Source organism: Asticcacaulis excentricus CB 48, from assembly GCF_000175215.2.
Taxonomy (GTDB): Bacteria; Pseudomonadota; Alphaproteobacteria; order Caulobacterales; family Caulobacteraceae; genus Asticcacaulis; species Asticcacaulis excentricus.
Genome location: NC_014817.1, coordinates 906464 through 924459, shown reverse-complemented (window position 1 = coordinate 924459; position 17996 = coordinate 906464). Strand labels below are relative to the sequence as shown.

The 17996-nt window shown below is 60.1% G+C and carries 13 protein-coding genes; 8 read left to right on the top strand and 5 right to left on the bottom strand.

Features of this window, described 5'->3' with window-relative positions:
* Nucleotides 1-42: 42 nt before the first annotated feature.
* Nucleotides 43-2079 carry a glycoside hydrolase family 9 protein gene (locus ASTEX_RS15930; protein WP_013480667.1) on the top strand — a complete coding sequence of 679 codons (2037 nt, stop codon included), beginning with the start codon at nt 43-45 and terminating at the stop codon, nt 2077-2079.
* Nucleotides 2080-2238: 159 nt separating this feature from the next.
* A complete protein-coding gene (locus tag ASTEX_RS15925) occupies nt 2239-3828 on the top strand; it encodes an alpha-L-fucosidase (RefSeq protein ID WP_013480666.1) in 1590 nt (529 codons plus the stop codon).
* A 97-nt stretch (nt 3829-3925) separates the two neighbouring features.
* On the opposite strand, the gene ASTEX_RS15920 is transcribed toward ASTEX_RS15925, so the two are convergent.
* The 3 genes from ASTEX_RS15920 to galA form a co-directional block, all read right to left on the bottom strand.
* A complete protein-coding gene (locus tag ASTEX_RS15920; RefSeq protein ID WP_013480665.1) occupies nt 3926-5251 on the bottom strand; it encodes an alpha-L-fucosidase in 1326 nt (441 codons plus the stop codon).
* A 145-nt stretch (nt 5252-5396) separates the two neighbouring features.
* The gene (locus ASTEX_RS15915; RefSeq protein ID WP_013480664.1) at nt 5397-7004 is read right to left on the bottom strand and encodes a family 43 glycosylhydrolase; all 1608 of its coding nucleotides are present in this window, start codon (nt 7002-7004) and stop codon (nt 5397-5399) included.
* 49 nt (nt 7005-7053) lie between these two features.
* Nucleotides 7054-9921, bottom strand: coding sequence for a beta-galactosidase GalA (galA, locus tag ASTEX_RS15910; RefSeq protein WP_013480663.1), 2868 nt, complete (start codon nt 9919-9921; stop codon nt 7054-7056).
* A 470-nt stretch (nt 9922-10391) separates the two neighbouring features.
* On the opposite strand from galA, the gene ASTEX_RS20580 reads away from it, so the two are divergent.
* Nucleotides 10392-10553 carry a hypothetical protein gene (locus tag ASTEX_RS20580; RefSeq protein ID WP_168148164.1) on the top strand — a complete coding sequence of 54 codons (162 nt, stop codon included), beginning with the start codon at nt 10392-10394 and terminating at the stop codon, nt 10551-10553.
* A 1262-nt stretch (nt 10554-11815) separates the two neighbouring features.
* Here the strand turns inward: ASTEX_RS20580 and ASTEX_RS15900 are convergent.
* Nucleotides 11816-13348: a UbiD family decarboxylase gene (locus ASTEX_RS15900; RefSeq protein ID WP_013480659.1), complete on the bottom strand. Its 1533-nt coding sequence runs from the start codon at nt 13346-13348 to the stop codon at nt 11816-11818.
* Nucleotides 13349-13727: 379 nt separating this feature from the next.
* Here ASTEX_RS15900 and ASTEX_RS15895 point away from each other — a divergent pair, with 379 nt between their 5' ends.
* The gene (locus ASTEX_RS15895; RefSeq protein ID WP_013480658.1) at nt 13728-14567 is read left to right on the top strand and encodes an NAD-dependent epimerase/dehydratase family protein; all 840 of its coding nucleotides are present in this window, start codon (nt 13728-13730) and stop codon (nt 14565-14567) included.
* A gap of 406 nt (nt 14568-14973) precedes the next feature.
* Here ASTEX_RS15895 and ASTEX_RS15890 read toward each other — a convergent pair whose 3' ends face one another.
* On the bottom strand, nt 14974-16188 hold the full coding sequence (locus ASTEX_RS15890) for a BaiN/RdsA family NAD(P)/FAD-dependent oxidoreductase (protein WP_013480657.1): 1215 nt from the start codon (nt 16186-16188) through the stop codon (nt 14974-14976).
* Nucleotides 16189-16346: 158 nt separating this feature from the next.
* On the opposite strand from ASTEX_RS15890, the gene ASTEX_RS15885 reads away from it, so the two are divergent.
* From ASTEX_RS15885 to ASTEX_RS15870, 4 genes are all read left to right on the top strand, one after another.
* Nucleotides 16347-16553, top strand: a complete 207-nt coding sequence (locus ASTEX_RS15885; RefSeq protein ID WP_013480656.1) for a DUF2061 domain-containing protein — start codon at nt 16347-16349, stop codon at nt 16551-16553.
* Between the two features lie 110 nt (nt 16554-16663).
* Complete coding sequence (locus ASTEX_RS15880) at nt 16664-16789, top strand: entericidin A/B family lipoprotein (RefSeq protein ID WP_013480655.1); 126 nt, start codon at nt 16664-16666, stop codon at nt 16787-16789.
* Between the two features lie 17 nt (nt 16790-16806).
* Complete coding sequence (locus tag ASTEX_RS20000) at nt 16807-17406, top strand: DUF1287 domain-containing protein (RefSeq protein ID WP_245532581.1); 600 nt, start codon at nt 16807-16809, stop codon at nt 17404-17406.
* Nucleotides 17372-17956 (top strand): hypothetical protein, encoded by a 585-nt coding sequence (locus tag ASTEX_RS15870; RefSeq protein WP_013480653.1) that lies wholly within the window; start codon nt 17372-17374, stop codon nt 17954-17956. The genes ASTEX_RS20000 and ASTEX_RS15870 overlap by 35 nt, the downstream gene beginning before the upstream one ends.
* Nucleotides 17957-17996: the final 40 nt, after the last annotated feature.

Genomic DNA, 17996 nt, shown 5'->3' with positions numbered 1-17996 from the left:
GAAGGCAGGGACCGCCTTCCCGTCATGTGAAGGGTATTGCTTATGACCACCCCCGTTGATTCCACCCGCCGTCGCCTGTTGCTGGCCGCAGGCATCAGCCTGATCCCGTTTGGCCTCCTGAGTTGTGGCGGCGGGGGCGGAGGCGGCAGTTCCGGTGGCGGCGGGACGTCTTCGTCCTCCTCGTCCGCGACACCGGCGGTGTTGCGGCCTTCGACCATGACGCTGGGCCTACCGATCGTGGTCGATCAGTTCGGCTACCTGCCGGCGCAGGCCAAGGTCGCGGTCATCCGTGATCCGCAGGGTGAGGCCGTGGGCACCCTGACCGACGGCACGCAGATCATCAGCTTCGACGCCGCCGATTCCTTTATGCCCGGCACGGTCTATGAGGTGGTCAATGCCGCCACGGACGCTGTGGTGTTTACGGCGTCCCCCGTGGCCTGGAACAGCGGGGCGACCGACAAGAGTTCCGGCGACAAGGTCTGGCATTTCGACTTCAGCAGCGTCACCGCCGTCGGCGAATACTACATCCGCGACGCGCAAAAGAACGTCAAATCCTATACGTTCAGGATCGCCAGCGACGTCTATGCTGCGGTGCTGAAGGCGGCGGTGCGTTACTTCTATTATCAGCGCGCCGGGCAGGAAAAGACAGTGGCCCATGCCGGGGCCGGCTGGGCCGATGCGGCTTCGCATGTCGGGCCGGGTCAGGACCGCAATGCGCGCCTCTACAGCGACAAGACCAATGCGGCGACCGAACGCGACGTCTCCGGCGGCTGGTACGACGCGGGCGACTTCAATAAATATACGAGCTGGACGGCCGGATACGTGACGGCCCTGCTGTTCGCCTATGCCGAAAAGCCGTCCATCTGGGGAGACGACTACAATATCCCGGAATCGGGCAATGGCATTCCGGACATTATCGACGAAGCCAAATGGGGACTCGACTGGCTGCGCCGCATGCAGCAGGCCGACGGTTCGGTCCTGTCGATTGTCGGGCTCAGCCACGCGTCGCCACCATCGGCCGCCACGGGCCCCAGCTATTATGGCCCGCCCAGCACATCGGCCACCCTGAACACCGCCGGGGCCTTTGCAAGGGGGGCCAAGGTGCTGGCGGGCTTTGCGTCCTTCGCCAGCTATGCTGCCGATCTTCAGACGCGGGCCGAAAAGGCGTGGGGCTGGGCCGTGGCCAACCCGAATGTCATTTTCAACAATAATGATCCCGCCAACGGCTCACAGGGGCTGGGGGCCGGTCAGCAGGAGACGGACGACCGCGGACGTCTGCTGGCGCGCCTGATCGCGGCGGTCTATCTCTATGACGCGACGGGCAAGACCACCTATCGCGATTTCGTCGAAGCCAATTACGGGCAGGCCAACCTGATCCGCTTCCGCAACTATGTGTCGCCCTATGATGGCGGGACGCAGGATGCGCTCCTGCACTACGCGACCCTGCCGGGGGTGCCCTCGGCCACGGCCAATGATATCCGCACGAACTACCTCAACGGCGTCAATGGGGAATGGGTACGCGGCAAGATCACCACAAAGGCCGACCCGTATCAGGCCTTCATTCCGGACTATGTGTGGGGCAGCAACAGTATCAAGTGTAATTTCGGCCTGCTGTTTACCGCGCTCAATGTTTATAATCTCGGCACGACGCACAGCGCGACCGATAATCTGAACGCGGCCTCGGCCTATATCCACTACATGCACGGGGTAAACCCGCTGGGCCTGTGCTATCTGACCAATATGTCCAGTCTGGGCGCGGAAAACTCCGCCACTCAGATCTTCCATTCCTGGTTTGTGGACGGTTCGGCCAAATGGGACAGCGTGGGCACCTCGACCTATGGCCCGCCGCCGGGCTTTGTGCCGGGCGGCCCCAACCAGACGCAATGGGACTGGGACAGCCGCTGTCCGTCGGTCAGCAACTTTTGTGGCAGCAAGCGTCCTTCGCCGCCCTACGCGCAGCCCGCGCAAAAATCCTACAAGGACTTCAATGATGGCTGGCCGTTGAATTCGTGGCCGATCACCGAAGTGTCGAACGGCTATCAGGTGGCCTATATCCGCCTGCTGTCCAAGTTTATCTAGAGCCTCATGCCGAAAAGTGGACACCACTTTTCGGAAAAACATGAGGCGTTAGAAATAATTAGAGCCATTCGTCGGCTCAACTTAGCCGCCGAATGCTCTAGATAACTGGCTGTTTTATATAAATTTTAGCAAGAGCTGGCAGACACAAAGGAAAAGATCATGGTGAAACTAACCAAGCGCAGCCTGCTGGGCGGTGTGCCGTTGATGGGGGCGTTGGGTGCGGTTGCCGGGGCCGGTTTTGCGGCCCCCAGGGCCATGGCGGCTTCTGATGGCGATGCCTGTCAGCCCAAGGCACCGGTCCGCTACGATTTGCCGGTTGCCAAAGGGCCGTTTCAACCGACGCCGGAGTCGCTGAAGACCTATCAGACGCCCGACTGGTTCCGCGATGCCAAGTTCGGTATCTGGTCGCATTGGGGCCCGCAGGCGGTGCCACGCGTCGGGGACTGGTACGCGCGCAACCTCTATATCCCCGGCCACTTTCACAATGCGCACCACGTCAAGACCTACGGCCAGCCGTCAAAGTTTGGCTATAAGGACATCATCCCCCTGTGGAAGGCGGAAAAGTTCGATCCCGAAGCCCTGATGGATCAGTACGCGGCGGCCGGGGCCAAATACTTCGTCAGCATGGGCGTCCACCACGACAATTTCGATCTGTGGAAGTCGAAGCATCACAAATGGAACGCCGTGGCCATGGGGCCCAAGCGCGATATTGTCGGGGCGTGGGCGGCGGCGGCGCGCAAGCGCGGCCTGCGGTTCGGCGTCTCTGAGCATCTGGGGGCCAGCCACAACTGGTTCCACCCCAGCCATCTGTATAATCAGACCTGGCCGGAAAACGGCGTCGCCTATGACGGGGCCGACCCGCAATATGCCGACCTCTATCATCCGGCTCATAACGAGCCTTATCGCGGCACGGCGGACACCTGGTACACCAAGGACCCGGCCTTCCATCAGATCTGGTACAACCGCATTCAGGACCTGATCGACAGCTATGAACCGGACCTCCTCTATTCCGACGGCGGTCTGCCCTTCGGTGTGGTCGGGCGCAGTCTGGTCGCGCACATGTACAACAAAAGCGTGGCGCGCGCCGGACGCAACGAAGCCGTCTATAATGGCAAGGATTTCGGCTCCGGTGAGTTCTACAGAGAGGGCTTCGTGCAGGACGTCGAACGCGGCGTACTGAAAGGCATCAATCCCTATCCGTGGCAGACCTGCACCTCGAACGGCGACTGGTTCTATTCGGACGGGTTCAAATACAAGACCAGCACCGAAGTGATCCACATGCTGTGCGACATCGTCAGCAAGAACGGCAATCTGCTGATGAATGTGGTGCAGTATCCCGACGGCAGCCTGCCGCCGGAATCGCAAACCCTGCTGGCCGATCTGAGCGCATGGATGAAGGTCAATGGCGAGGCCATTCATGGCACCCGCCCGTGGACGCAGTTCGGCGAAGGCCCGACCGAGGCCGCCGAAGGGGCGTTTCAGGAGGGGACGGCCTATACGGCGCAGGACATTCGCTTCACGACGCGCGGCAAGACCCTGTATGCGATTTCGCTGGGCAAGCCCGAAGGTCGTCTTGCCATTCAGGCTCTTGGTAAAAATGCCAAGCAAGCGCGTGCGGTGAAGCAGGTGCGTCTCTTAGGGGGCGCTAAACCCTGCGCCTTCCGTCAGAAGGCGGGGGCACTGGTGATCGAGGTGCCTCAGGGGGCCTCGCCTCTGGCCAGCGCGTTTGAAATCACCTTCCGGGCTTAGAGCGGAAAGATTTTTAATGGAATCATCACTCAAGCGCCTCCCCTGAAATCAGGGGAGGCGCTATAGCGCTAATGTTTCCACCTCAAATCATATCGCTCTAAGCACAGGTCAGTTCGATGACCGTGAGCGGGTCACCGCGCGACCCCGCGGCCACCTGAAGCGTCAGCGTGCCGTCAGTTTGAGACCACACGACCTTGCCGCCCGTCACATTAACCGCCGTCTGCACGGTTTTGGGGAAGCCCGACAGCGTCAGCGTGTCTTCCGGCCATGAGAAGATGTGCACAAACACCTTGTTTTTGCGGAAGGTCGTGCCGAAAACGCCGTCGCGCGGCTGAAGCGGTCCGGGGCGGGTCTCCTGAATCGTATAGCCGTATTTGCCCATCCATTGGCCTACGCCCTTGAGCGTTTCGGCCTGAGCGGGCGGGATACGCCCTTGCGGGTCTGGCCCCACATTGATCAGGGCATTACCGTTGCGCACGGCCGCATTGACGATAAACGGGACGACCTTTTGCCACGGCATAGCATAATTGTCCGGCGTGTAGCCCCATGCCGAGCCGAGCGCGAAGGTCTTTTCCCACGGACGCGCCCGGATCGGCCCGGAAATGGTGCCGTGGCCTTCTTCGGTGTCGAAATCGCCGATCCAGCCCGAACGCGGGTTGATCAGGATCTTGGGCTGGTATTTTCGCACCATGCCATTGAGCTTGGCCGGCTCCCAGAACCACGCCGCGTCGGCATCGGTCCCCTTGTGCGCCAGCCAGCCGCCATCCCACCACAATACGTCGATCTTGCCGTAGTTTTTCATCAGCTCGCCGACCTGATCATAGGTCTGCATTTTCAGCAACCGGGCGTTTTCCGGCAGTTCGCGCGGATGGAAATAGCCGGGGAAGCGCCAGTCGAGCGGCGAATAATAGAGCCCGACCTTCAGCCCGGCGCGCCGCACGGCGTTTACATAGGGCCGGATCAGGTCGCGGTGCGCCTTGGCGTGCATAGCGTCAAAGTGCTGGAAGCTGGACGGGCTGTCCCACAGGGCGAAGCCGTCGTGGTGGCGGGCCGTCATCACCATGTAGCGGGCCCCGGCCTGTTTGGCCAAAGCGGCCCACTGGTCCGGATCATAGGCCTGCGGATCGAATTGCTCGGCCAGTTTGCGGTACTCGCCCGGTGGCACCTTGTCATTGAACATGTGCCATTCGCCGCGGCCGGGAATGGCGTAGAGACCCCAGTGCACAAAGATGCCGAACTTGGCGTCACGCCACCACGCAAGGTCCTTTTCCGGCAGCAAAAGCTCAGGGGCCAGCGCCGGGTCGGCATTGGACAGCTTGGCCGCTGACTTTTGCTCATCGGTCTGGGTCGTGGCCACAGCCGCTGCCGGGGCCGCCATCGCGCAGGCCCCGCTCGTCAGAAAATGCCGTCTGCCCATCCTCATGGGTGTCTCCCTATGTTTCTATTATGCGAGGTTTTATTATGCGAGAGCGGAATGATACTCATTCCGCTCAAGCGGCCAAGGTGGCGCAGCCCGTACCCGGCGAGGGGCAAAGGAAAAATCTAGATCATTATACTTCGACCCGAAATCAAAATGATCCAGCCTGATAGGTGAAGTCTATCACACGCACAGCGCCGTCGCCTGTGCAGTAAATCCCCGGCTTCAGACTGAGGAAGCCACCGAACACATTGTGGTGCATCCCGGAGACCTCCATGCGCGTCGGGTGGCGCGTCCAGTTCTGACCGCCGTCCACCGAAGAGTGCCAGGTCACGACATTAGCTTCATTGGTCAGGCGCAGGCGCACTGTGTGGCTCTTCAGCCTCTGGCGGTTCCACGCCTGATCTTCGGCATATTGCCAGGTGCGCGTGCGTTCGCCGTCAAAGCCGATGCCGACGAAGGCCTTGTGATTATAGAACAGCAATAGCCCCGCCTCGGCTTCACCCTCCAGTTCCAGCGTCACCTCAATGCGGTAGGACCGGTCCCCGACGCCACAGGTCAGGGGTGCGCTGTCGGCGGGGGAGGTGCCCCGACCAATGATGCGCAGGCTGCGGTTTTCCCGCTTCACCCGCGTCATTTCATCCGGTTTGGGGTCGTGAAAGGCCCACTGCACGCCGAAACGGTCCTGACTGAAGTCATCAGACAGCGCAAAGCCCGCCGTGCCCGTCTTGCCGCCCTTGGGCTTGGGCAGGGGCTTCGACAGATCGCCGCCTTTGGCACGGAACCAGCCGTCCTTCGTCCATTCTATCGGCTCCAGCAGGGTCTGACGGCCCAGCGTGCGGTAGCCGTTTTCATAGGCGTGATAGACCATCCACCAGTCGCCGGCAGGCCCTTCGACCAGTGTGGCGTGACCGCGCGACCACCACGGTTCGGCGTCGCTTTGCGTGCGCACCAGCGGATTATGCGGGCAATGGGTCCACGGCCCATGAATGGATTTTGAGCGCGCGGCAATGACCATGTGCCCGGTCACGGGACCGGCCGTGCCGCCCACCGCCGTGATCAGGTAAAAATACCCACCGCGCCGCAGTAGTTTAGGGCCTTCGGGCGCAAAGTTTTCCGTCACCCAGTCGTCGGGATAGGTCCACGGCTGATAGGCGGGCTCCAGATCGCCATCGGTGGCCAGACCGTCATCGGTCAGGCGGATTTTGCGGATACCGTTGACGAACAGATAGCGCTTGCCGTCTTCGCCGACCATGTGGCCGGGGTCGATGCAGCCCTTGATTTTGAGATCGACCGGCTCGCTCCACGGGCCTTCGATGCGGTCCGCCCAGATGGCGTAGATCGACCATTCACCGCCGTCGGGGGCGGCGGGGATATAGATGAAATAGCGGTCGCCGTGCTTGCACAGGTCCACGGCCCAGATGGTGCCCAGCGGCTTCGACAGGGCCGGGCCTATGGGCGCCCAGTTCACCAGATCGGTCGAATGCCACAGGATCAGGCCCGGATAGGCATAGAAGGACGAAAACGTCATATAGTAGTTTGCGCCGTCCTTTAGCAGGGTCGGGTCGGGGTGGTCTCCGGCGATGATCGGATTGAGATAGGTGCCATTGCCCAGATCGGCCTTACGCTGACGCTCGATGCCTTTGCCCCAGCGCGGTTTGACGGCGGGCGCGGCGGTGGCGGGCAGGGCGACGCTGGCGGGGAGTGCGGCCGCTGTGGCCAGACCGGCGGCAAACAGGTGGCGGCGGGAGGTTTCCATCAGGGAGTCTCTGTGTTTCGGGGGGCTAAAAAGGGGAGGTCGGCGGGCGTCAGGCGCGGATACGCACCACATCGGTAAAGCCGAAGGGCTGGCCGCCACGGGCGCGGAAAATCAGACTGACCCAGTGCTTCCCGGCGCCCTTGGGGAAGGGGGCACTCAGAGGGGCGCTGTCGTCGCTGGCCTTTTCGGCCACCTTCTGCCCGTCGATATAGAGGGTGGCCGGGCCCAGCAGGCCCAGACATTCGATGACGCCGCCGCTCTTGCGCACCTTGGCATAGGGTTCGACCTCGACGGCGCACAGGACCTCCGTGTCGCGGTCGGGCGCGGGGAAGGGCACGCCCGCGCGGAACCAGCCCCACGAATTCATGTCGTTATCCTTGGGGCGCAGATGGGGCTCAAGGGGGCCCGCCTGTTCGGGGGCGCGCCGCCAGTTTTCGGTGATCTGCACGCTTTTGGAGACGGCCTGATAGGGCCAGGGCTGCGCCGCTTGAACGTCGATCCTGAGCGTCGCGGTCTTCAGTCCCTCGGCCATGGCCTTCAGGACGAGCGGGCCGGACTGGCCTTCGCGCGTCTGGACGATCACCTGCGCCAGCCCATTGAACAGGGCGCGCGTGTCGCCTTTTTCGCGGTTGATGTCGTTGGGATTGCCGTTGCCGAGCCCGATAATGTCACCGCCTTCGACCGTAAAGCGCACGCTGTGCTGCGCCGTCGGCACGTGCCGGCCCTTCGCGTCCAGCGCTTCGACCGTGAAGGGCTGGGCATCTATGCCGTCCCCCTTCATCAGCGGACGGAAGGGCGTCAGTTTCAGTTGCACCGGCGCGCCGGTCGTTTCGACCTCAAAGCGCTTGACCACCTTGCCGCCGCGATAGCCGACGGCGCTCAGCTTTCCGGGCGCATAGGCGACGCTCCAGCGGTTCATCTCATAGCGGTCCCCCGTCTGACGCCCCAGCGAGCGGCCATTCAGGAACAGTTCCACCTCGTCCATATTGTGCAGGGCCATGAGGAGGATGTCCTGCCCCTCCTGTCCGGCCCAGTTCCAGTGCGGGGCCAGATGTAGCACCGGCTCGCTGCACCACATGGCCTGCCGCATCCAGAAGGCGGTCTTGGCGAAGCCGCACAGGTCCATAATGCCGAAGAAGGACGAGTTGGAAGGCCACTGATGCGGTGTCGGTTCGCCGTGATAATCGAAGCCGGTCCACACAAAGGTGCCTGCCACAAAAGGCCGCTCGGCAATGGCCTTCCAGCCGACGCGCTGCGTGGTGCCCCAGTCTGCGGCGTCATCGTCATAGGAGGCGATGATATGCTTGTCTTTTATCGTCTTGTATTCCCCGCGCGTCATAAAGGCGGAGCAGTCTTCCGACGAGGTGATGGGCAGGGTCGGGTGCGCCTTATGGAAGGCGTCGTAATTCTGATACTGATAGTTGAAACCGACCACATCGACGGCCTGAGACACATTGACGGGCGTAAACAGGCCGTCATTCATGGCCGCCGTCACCGGTCGGGTGGTGTCGAGCGCCTTGACCTTCGCCACCATGCGCCGGACCATCTGATAGCCCTGTTCCGTGCCCTGCATCGGTTCTTCGTTGAAGACGGACCACAAGATGACAGAGGGATGGTTGCGATCGCGGCGCACCAGCCACTCCAATTCGGCCATATGGATGGGCGAGGGGTTGAAGACGCGGTTTTCGTCCATCACCAGAAGGCCCATCCGATCGCACAGGGCGTAAAAAGCCTTGTCCTGTGCATTGTGCGAGCAGCGGATGGCGTTGCAGCCCAGATCTTTGAGGCGGTGCAGGCGGTATTCCAGAAGTCCGACGGGCACGGCGACGCCCACCCCAGCATGGTCCTGATGGATGCACACGCCCTTCAGCTTGACGGGCCGGCCATTGAGGAAGAATCCCTTGTCCGGGTCAAAGCTTTGGGTTCGGAACCCGGCGGGGGTCACCACCTCGTCGAGGACATGCCCTTGCTGGATGAGTTGGGTGCGCACCTGATACAGGTAGGGGGAGTCGATATCCCACAGGGTCGGGTACTGTACGCTCATGCGACCGGTCACAACGCCGGTCTGCATAGGCGGGAGTTGCGCGGTCAGGCGACAAGTGCTGACGACACGGCCCGCCGCATCGACCAGCGATGAGACGATCTCCGCCGATTGCGGCCGGTCGGTGGTGTTGTTTAGCGTCACTTCGATGGGAATTTGCCACTGATCACCGGTCTTAACGGGGTGGGCAAACACGCCATCGGTCTCAATATGCAGCGGATGACGCTTGACGATCCAAGTATTGCGGTAAATGCCCGCCCCTTCGTACCACCAGCCCTGCATGGCGTCGGCATCGACGCGCACTACTAGCGAATTGAGCGCCGAACCATAGGACAGATAGGGCGTGATATCGACACAGATGGAATTGTAGCCCGACCAGTTGCGGTTGATCAGTGTGCCATTGAGCCAGATGGTGGCATGGGTCGAGATGCCATCCAGTTGTAGCTCGATATGCTTGCCGCGGTCGCTCTCCTCGAATTTCAGTAGGTTGCGATACCAGCCAATGCCGCGCTTGCGATAACCCTGCGCCAGATTTTCGAGTTCGTTCGGCACCTGAAAACTGGCAAAGTCGTGGGGTAGCGTGACGCTGTCCCACTCCGTATCGTCGTATGAAGCCGCTGCCGCGCCCCAGGCCGAACCGGCCTTGGCATTGGCGTAGGACCAGCCGTGCCCCAATATCTTGGGGAAGGGGATGTCGCCTTCGAAAAAACGCCAGCCCTTGTTCAGCGAGAGCACTTCGCGCGGTGACGGCCCGCTGGCGACCTCCGGATCCGGAGAAGGGGCGACACGATCAGTTGCATTTGCCCGTGCGGGGACCCCATAGGACACGGCCCCCAGCAGGCTCACGGATTTCAACAAGTCACGTCTGTCTAGCACGCGCACCTCCCTTTTATTGTCAGACAATAATATTATTTTGAAAACGCTTGTCCAGTCGTGAATGGGTTTTTTATGGAATTTGTCCGCGTCTTGCGGGTGTCGTATGACGAGAGTGATGGAGTGGAACGATTCCCTCAGACATCATTCGCTAGATCATTCTGATTTCTGGAAGAAACATAATGATCCAGCTGATGTTTCGCCCCTAACCGGGCATGGGCTCCTCCCCCTTGGCCCCGCCTCAATGGTGGCTCGTCCAGGAACCAGCTCATAACACTTTGCGATTGGGCCGACTTGTAAACCTTGTCTACGACGGCCCCAAAATCTGTCCCCGCTGCGACATACACAATTTCAAACACTTAAACGCATTTTCTCACAATCTGTTCCCGCTGCGTGAACCGCTGTCATGCTCAGGCTATGAAGCAGATCGCCCCTACACCCCTGACGCTTACACCGCTACCCATCGCCGCCTGATGCGTCTCGCCGAACAGATTTTGATCGTGTTCGAAACCGCGACGACCCCCGCCAAGGCCGTAGAGATTGGTCGCGCCGCCCTCGCCATCATGGCCGTCGAGCGGATGTTGCGGGCTCTCTACACGCCGCCGCGGAAGACGAAATCGAAGCCAGTCAACTAGGCGATGCCCTGCGAAACGCCCGCTGAGTCGCGTCTTACTCGCGCTGATCCACCGTTGCGCCCTGAAGGGCTTGCAGCCGAGGAGAAAGGCACCACTATGAGGGAGAGAGACAGGCCCCCAACCGACAGAAGAGGCGAAACCACAGGCAACGCCCTCTGCCGCTCTGCACGGCGAGTGGTCAAAGGGCTTAGCCGAAAACAAGCCCAGATGTGCGAGGAGCGCGCCGTGCGCATGGCAAATGGCCCGAGGGTACACCGTACAAAAAGTCGGGCTCACCGTCCTCCCTTTGGCTTTACCGTGTGGACTAGGCCGCCCGCGCGAGTGGATGCGAACGCAGTCAGCGGACGCAGGGCGATGACTCGGAAGAGGCATGTACACTGGCTCATGAGGTGCGTATTTCCAAAGCACCATGTATGTGACTACCAACGGCGCAATCCCCCTCCGCCTTGCTGTGCGGCCATCACTGGCGAGAGCTATACTTCTACTGCGCTATACCCCATCCCTGAGGCGACAGGGAGGATATAGCCCCGCCGCAATCCATCCGGATATTTACTCGACAAGATGTTGAGATATAAAATGTTTGCTCAACAGAGGCTGGCGGGGATGCTGAAGAAAAACAGAAATTGGCTTTTCCTGATTTTAGCGGTGATAGCTTTTCTCCTTGCCCTCTTTGTGCTGGCGAAAGTCAGTATCCCCATAGACCTTCCGACATCCACACGGGGCGCCAGATAAGCTTTTTCAGAGGACATTGCGCACTTTATCCAACCCATGCTGTCGGCACAGGTAGGAGAGGCGTTTCCAGATCGACAGGCCTAGCCAGTCAATGACGAGGCGATGCAGGTCGCAGATTTGACACCTGAAAACGCCAAATCTGCCTGATCCCGCGTGCAGTCAAATAGAAATAAAGCGGGTAGGCGATAAAAATATAACAGTCGATAATGACTTGTCCCACTGACTGCATGAGCGACCATTTCCTATTAAACGGTAGTGCAAACAACAGGCTTAGCAGACCCAATCCGAGCAGTTTTGCATTCGCGGCAAGCCAAGGCTTAGTCTGTGGTCTTTGGCTTTTCGAGGACAGCAGGCGTCGAAAAGAAGCGGCAAAGAAGTCGGAAAGGAATAGACGGCGTAAAAAATCTCCGGATAGTTTTCTTTCGGAGATTCTGAGAGCCGCCAGCCGAGATCGGTAAAGGCAAAACACTGTTGCCGATCACCGCCGTGATGCTAAACAGAAGGAGCTATACCCCCCTGCATAGCCCCTCCTAATTCCAGATGGGCTTGCCCGTTCCGGGCAGGCCCATCGCCGCCCATTTTTCGCTAACGCGGTCGATGACGTCCTGTTCCATATAGAGTTTTTCGCCCCATTCGCGGTGGGTTTCCGGCTCCCACTTGTTGGTGGCGTCAAGGCCGATCTTCGACCCCAGACCGCTTTCCGGTGAGGCGAAGTCGAGATAGTCGATTGGCGTGTTTTCAATCAGCGTGATGTCGCGCGCCGGGTCCATGCGCGTCGAAATCGCCCACATCACGTCTTTCCAGTCGCGGCAGTTGATGTCGTCGTCTACGACGATCAGCCACTTGGTGTACATGAACTGCCGCAGATACGACCACGCGCCCATCATCACGCGCTTAGCGTGGCCTGGATAAGCCTTCTTCATCGAAATGACGGCGATGCGATAAGAACACCCTTCGGGCGGCAGCCAGAAATCGACAATCTCCGGAAACTGCTGACGAATCAGTGGGATAAATACCTCATTTAAGGCTTCGCCCAGCACGGACGGCTCATCGGGCGGACGGCCGGTGAAGGTCGAGAGATAGATGGGCTGCTTACGCCGCGTGATGGCCGACACCTGAAACACCGGGAATTTTTCGACCGAATTGTAATAGCCGGTGTGGTCGCCATAGGGGCCTTCGTCGGCATAGTCATCGAGCAGTACATGGCCTTCCAGGACGATTTCGGCTTCTGCGGGCACCATCAACGGGACGGTCTTGGCGGGCACCAGCTCCGCCTTGGCCCCGCGCAGCAGCCCTGCGAATTGATACTCGCTGAGCGTATCGGGCACCGGCGTCACGGCGGCGAGGATGGTGCCCGGATCGGCCCCCAGCACCACACAGGCGGGCAGGGGCTCCTTCTTTTTGGCCTTTTTCCAGCGGGCGTGATGCTGCGCCCCGCCGCGGTGGGCCAGCCAGCGCATGATGGCGCGATCCTTTCCCAAAACCTGCATGCGATAAATACCGAGGTTGAAATCATCTTCGCGGGCTTCTGATGGCCCCTTGGTGACCACAAGGCCCCAGGTGATCAGAGGCGCCGGCTCGCCGGGCCAGCAGCCCTGCACCGGCAGGCGCGTCAGGTCGATTTGATCACCCGTCAGCACCACTTCCTGTACCGGGGCTTTGTTGACGGTTTTTGGGCGCATCCCCATCACCGTCTTGGCCAGCGGCAGCATGCTAAGCGCGTCCTTGAACCCGCGCGGCGGTTCGGGTTGCCGCAGGAAGGCCAGAAGCTCACCCACTTCGCGCAGGTCCTGCGGATTGGTACGGTCCTTGCCTTCGAGGGTGACGCCCATGGCCACGCGCTTGACGGTCCCGAACAGGTTGACCAGCACGGGCATGTCGGACTTTGAGCCATCGGGCAGAATGACATTTTCAAACAGCACAGCCGGGCCTTTTTCAGCGAGAAGACGGGTCTGGATCTCGGTCATTTCGAGGTGGGTGGAGACGGGGTCCGTGACCCGCACCAGCTCGCCTTCGCGTTCGAGCTTGGTGATGAAATCTCGTAGGGATTTGTAGGCGCTCATGACCGTGACTCTTGTTGAGAATACGGCTGCGAGACATAGGCCGATGAGGCGACGCCCGCAAGGGGCTCTTGGTCGGGCCGGCCGATCTCTGTTCCTTGCGCGGCAAAATGGCGAGTTGGATTTTGCCGAAGTTAAAGGATGGAGGGGGACGACTCTGAATCCGGGCTTGGCGCGGTTTTTAGCTGTGCCCCACCTCAAGGGGCTTTGGGGAGGTGTTCGGTAGAGTCACCCCGTTCCACTACTTCAGGGTCCTCCTCCCCATCGCTTCGCGACAGGGAGGAGAAGGGCGTTCCGTCCTGCGGCTTGCATGAGGAAAAAGGACGTGTCACAGCTTTTTATATCTCCCCAGTAAAACTGGGGAGATAGGATAAGGAGCCGCATGACCCAAAGACTGATCATCGGTGCGACAAGCCTTGTGGGGCAAAGGCTGCGCGACATCGTACCGCAGGCCGCATTCACGACGCGAAAGCCAAAACAGGCTAATGACCTGTTCCTTGATCTGATGCACCCGCAGGCCTTTGAAGGCGATGGCTTTGCGCACGTGATTGTCACCTCGCCCCTCTGGCTGATTACCGAGTCCGTGCTAGAAGTTTTGTGGGCGCAGGGCATGAAGCGCCTCGTCGCCTTTTCCTCGACCTCACGCTTTTCAAAGACGTATTCGCCGCAGCCAGAGGAACGCTATGTCGTCGAACTTCTGAGTGAAGCCGAGGCGCGTATCGAAGCCTTTTGCGCCACGCACGACGTGGACTGGACGGTCCTGCGGCCGACCTTAATCTATGATGAAGGCCGCGATCAGAACATTAGCCGCATCGCCACCACCATTGACCGGCTGGGGGTATTTCCGGTGTGCGGACCAGCGTCGGGTCTGCGGCAGCCGGTCCATGCCCGTGATCTGGCCAAAGCCGCTGTGGACGTGCTTTCCACCGAGGCGACGGCCGACCGCGCCTACAACTTGTCAGGTGGGGAGACGCTCAGCTATCGGGATATGGTGGCGCGGATATTTGCCTCTAAAGGTAAACCGGCGCATATCCTCAGCCTGCCGGAAGGGGCGTGGCGACTGGGCTTCGGTGTGTTGGGCGTTCTGCGGCCCGGTTCGGCGCTCAAAGGCAATGTGCAAATGGCTTTGCGCATGAATACAGATCTGGTCTTTGACCACTCTGCGGCAACGCGCGATTTCGGCTATGGGCCGGGGATTTTCAAGCCGGAGTTCGGTGAATGACATGACATCAAAGCGTATTGCGACAGGGGCGGCACTTTGTATTGGGGCGGTTGGGGGCTATCTAGGGCTTAATGAAGATGTGGTTTCAGGCTGTGGCCACAGTCGCACCGTATCGACTCAAGGTGTGGCAGAGCGTATGCGGCAAAACGTCTAACGTCCCTGCAAACGGCGGACACGCGCGGTCATATCGTCCGGTGTCTGGCCTCTCTCAAGAAACTGCGAGAGCAGACCTTTTTTGACACCTATGTCTATAGCTTCATTGAAAAGAGACTTTTACGGGACGCCTGCCGCCCTTGGGAAACGCACCTGAAGAGCTGTTTTTCTTTCACTGCATACGGTGAGAAAAGGAAGCGCCAATGTGTGCGGTGGAACACGGGGGGGAATCGTAAAAGCAGTGACGTTAAATTCAAACGCTATGCGATTTATTGCTTTTTTGTAAAATCGCCTCGGCTGTCCACACGGCCTGACTGAAGCAGGCCTGAAGCAGGTAACCGCCGGTCGGGGCCTCCCAGTCGAGCATTTCGCCGATGGCATAGACACCCGGCAGGGCCTTCAGTTCGTAATCCGCCGTCAGCGCGTCGAAGCGGATACCGCCGGCGCTCGAAATGGCGCGCTCCAGTCCCTGCGCCCCGATCAGAGTCAGCGGGACGGCTTTGATAAGACTTGGAATCAGGGGCGGAGTGACCGGCTGATCGCCTTCGCGCAGCACCGCAATCTGCGCCGGGGTCAGGTTCAGAGTCTTCCGTAAGCGATTGCTCAGACTGTCGTTTTTGGCTCCGCGCGACAGGCGGTTCTGTATTTGCGCCTCCGACCATTCGGGCTTGAGATCTAACGACACCATCGCCGCGCCCTTACGCTCGATGGCGTCGCGCAAGGCGGCGGCAAAGGCGTAGATCAGCCCGCCTTCGACCCCGTCGCGGGTTAGCATTAATTCGCCCTTGCGCGTGCGGCCGTCAAAGGTCAGGGCAACGTTTTTCAGCGCCTCCCCTGCGAATTTGTCGCGGAGCAGGGCGCTCCAACTGACTCGAAAACCCATATTGGCCGGGCGCAAGGGCGCGACGGGCACGCCATTTTCGTTCAACAAGCGGGTCCAGCCGCCGTCCGACCCCAGCCTTGGCCAACTGGCTCCGCCCAGCGCCAGCACGGTCACATCGGCTGCGACGCGCACGCTTTGGCCCATATGGTCGAACATCAAAGCCGATCCGTCCCACCCGGTCCATGTGTGGCGCTGATGAAAGCGGACCCCCTTTGCTTCCAGTCGCGTCAGCCATTGGCGCAGCAGGGGCGAGGCCTTTAACGCCTTTGGGAAGACCCTCCCGCTAGTCCCGACAAAGGTGTCAGCACAAAGTCCGTCGGCCCAGTCGCGCAAGGCCCTGGGCGGAAAGGCCTCAATGACGGGCTTCAGCACCGCCGCCTGTGCGCCATAGCGCCCAATAAAGGCCGCCAGAGGTTCGGAATGAGTGAGGTTCAGCCCGCCTCGCCCGGCCATCAGAAACTTACGCGCTACCGAGGGCATGCGGTCATAGATATCGACCCGGACGCCCGCGGCGCTGAGGCGTTCGGCCAGCATCAGCCCCGCGGGGCCGGCGCCGATCACGGCGATAGAAGGGGAGGCGATCATACCCGTCCTTAATCTCGCCGCACCCTTGCAGGCAAGAGGGGTTTCGGAATTGAGAATAATTCTTATTTATCGAAAACTCAAAGAGGATCAATTTCCCTCTTACGCCCTCCGCGCCTATTCTCACAGCACACCGGAGATCGCTCCACAGGAGACCCGTCATGCGTTTGATTGCCAAAACCCTGTCCTACGGGACCATTCACGTTCTGGTCGCTTCGACCGTCGCCTTTGTCCTGACCGGTAACTGGGCGATTGCGCTCGGCATCGGCCTGATTGAGCCGGTGGTGCAGACCCTGGTGTTCCCGCTGCATGAATATCTGTGGGAGCGCAAGGCGCCCGAAAAGCTGAGCCTGTTCCACAGCCATTGATGGCTTCTTTATTTTGCCCCTATCTTCCGGCATGACTCTTTCATTGCCAGCGCGACAGCTTCGGATTAACCGTCTCGGATCTGTCCTGTTTTTGAGAAGGATTGCCTAACATGAAGCGTCTCGTCATTCTGTCGCTGATCGCCATTTTACCGGTGCTGTCGGCCTGTAACACCATCAAGGGCGTCGGCCGCGATATCGAGTCGGTCGGTGAAGCGCTGGATAAATCGACGCGGTAAGGGTCCGATTTTTGACGGTGATCAGTCGTCGGAAAAGTATAGCGGGTGTGGCGGGCCTATGGCTGCCGGGTGTGGCAAGGGCGCAGGTAAGATCACTGTCTGCGCGCTTCCTTAAGGCGGCTTATGACCAGACGCATCAGCGTGTGACCTATGATCCCGCCTATACACGGATCCCTTACCCGATGGGGGATGTCGCGTCGGACAAAGGCGTATGCACCGATGTGGTCATCCGAGCTTATCGGGCCATCGGAATCGACCTCCAAAAACTTGTGCACGAGGATATGCAGGCGCATTTTCGCCTCTATCCCAACCTGTGGGGCCTTAAACAGCCCGATCGCAACATTGATCATCGCCGGGTGCTCAATCTTCAGGTCTTTTTCCAGCGCTTTGGTACGGTTCTGCCGGTTAGCCAGAGGCCTGAAGACTATAGGCCGGGAGACCTTGTGACCTGTCGCGTCATCGGCATACGCCGACCGCACATCATGATTGTTTCGGATCATCTGGCCTTTCTGAGCCGGAACCGGTATCAGGTCATTCATAATATCGGTCGCGGACCGAAGCAGGAAGACCAGTTGTTTATCCATGACCTCACAGGCCACTACCGGTTCCGAATCTGAACGCTACACCCAACATGGGCTGCGGCCTCTGGTGAATTTTCTCCAGCAGGCGCGTACGCATTACCTTGAGCAATATCGCTCGTTTATTGAAAATCACCGCATGGCGGGCAATGCCGGAGAGCCGGAAGTGCTTCTGGAGGCCGATGACGCGGCCCTGTTTGAGGGTCTCCTGGTGGCCGATTATCTGATCACCGACGCTGACCCGCGCGTCGTGCGCTTTGAGCCTTCGCGGATGTTGAGCTTCAAGCCGATTACGGTGACGATTACCGGCATGGATGTGGTGATTGAGCGCCTACGTTGGGACGATGTGGTGGTGTTGAGCGACGTGGCCTTGCCGTCAAAGGCCGATTTGCAGGTGTGGTTTGAAGACTGGATCACGCCGCGCGAAGGCGAGGACGAACACCGTGAAGCGCTGGCTAATGTGCTGCATAGCTTCCGCTTCGAAGACGGGCAGTTCCGCATCGACTTCGGCTCGGCCCCGCCCAAGGCGGTCGTCGACCTGTTTCTGCTGCTGAACGAATCCGGCGCAAAGTCAGTGCGGCTGGTTTAAAAGTACTGGCCACGGAAAACACAAGAAGCACAAACGGGAG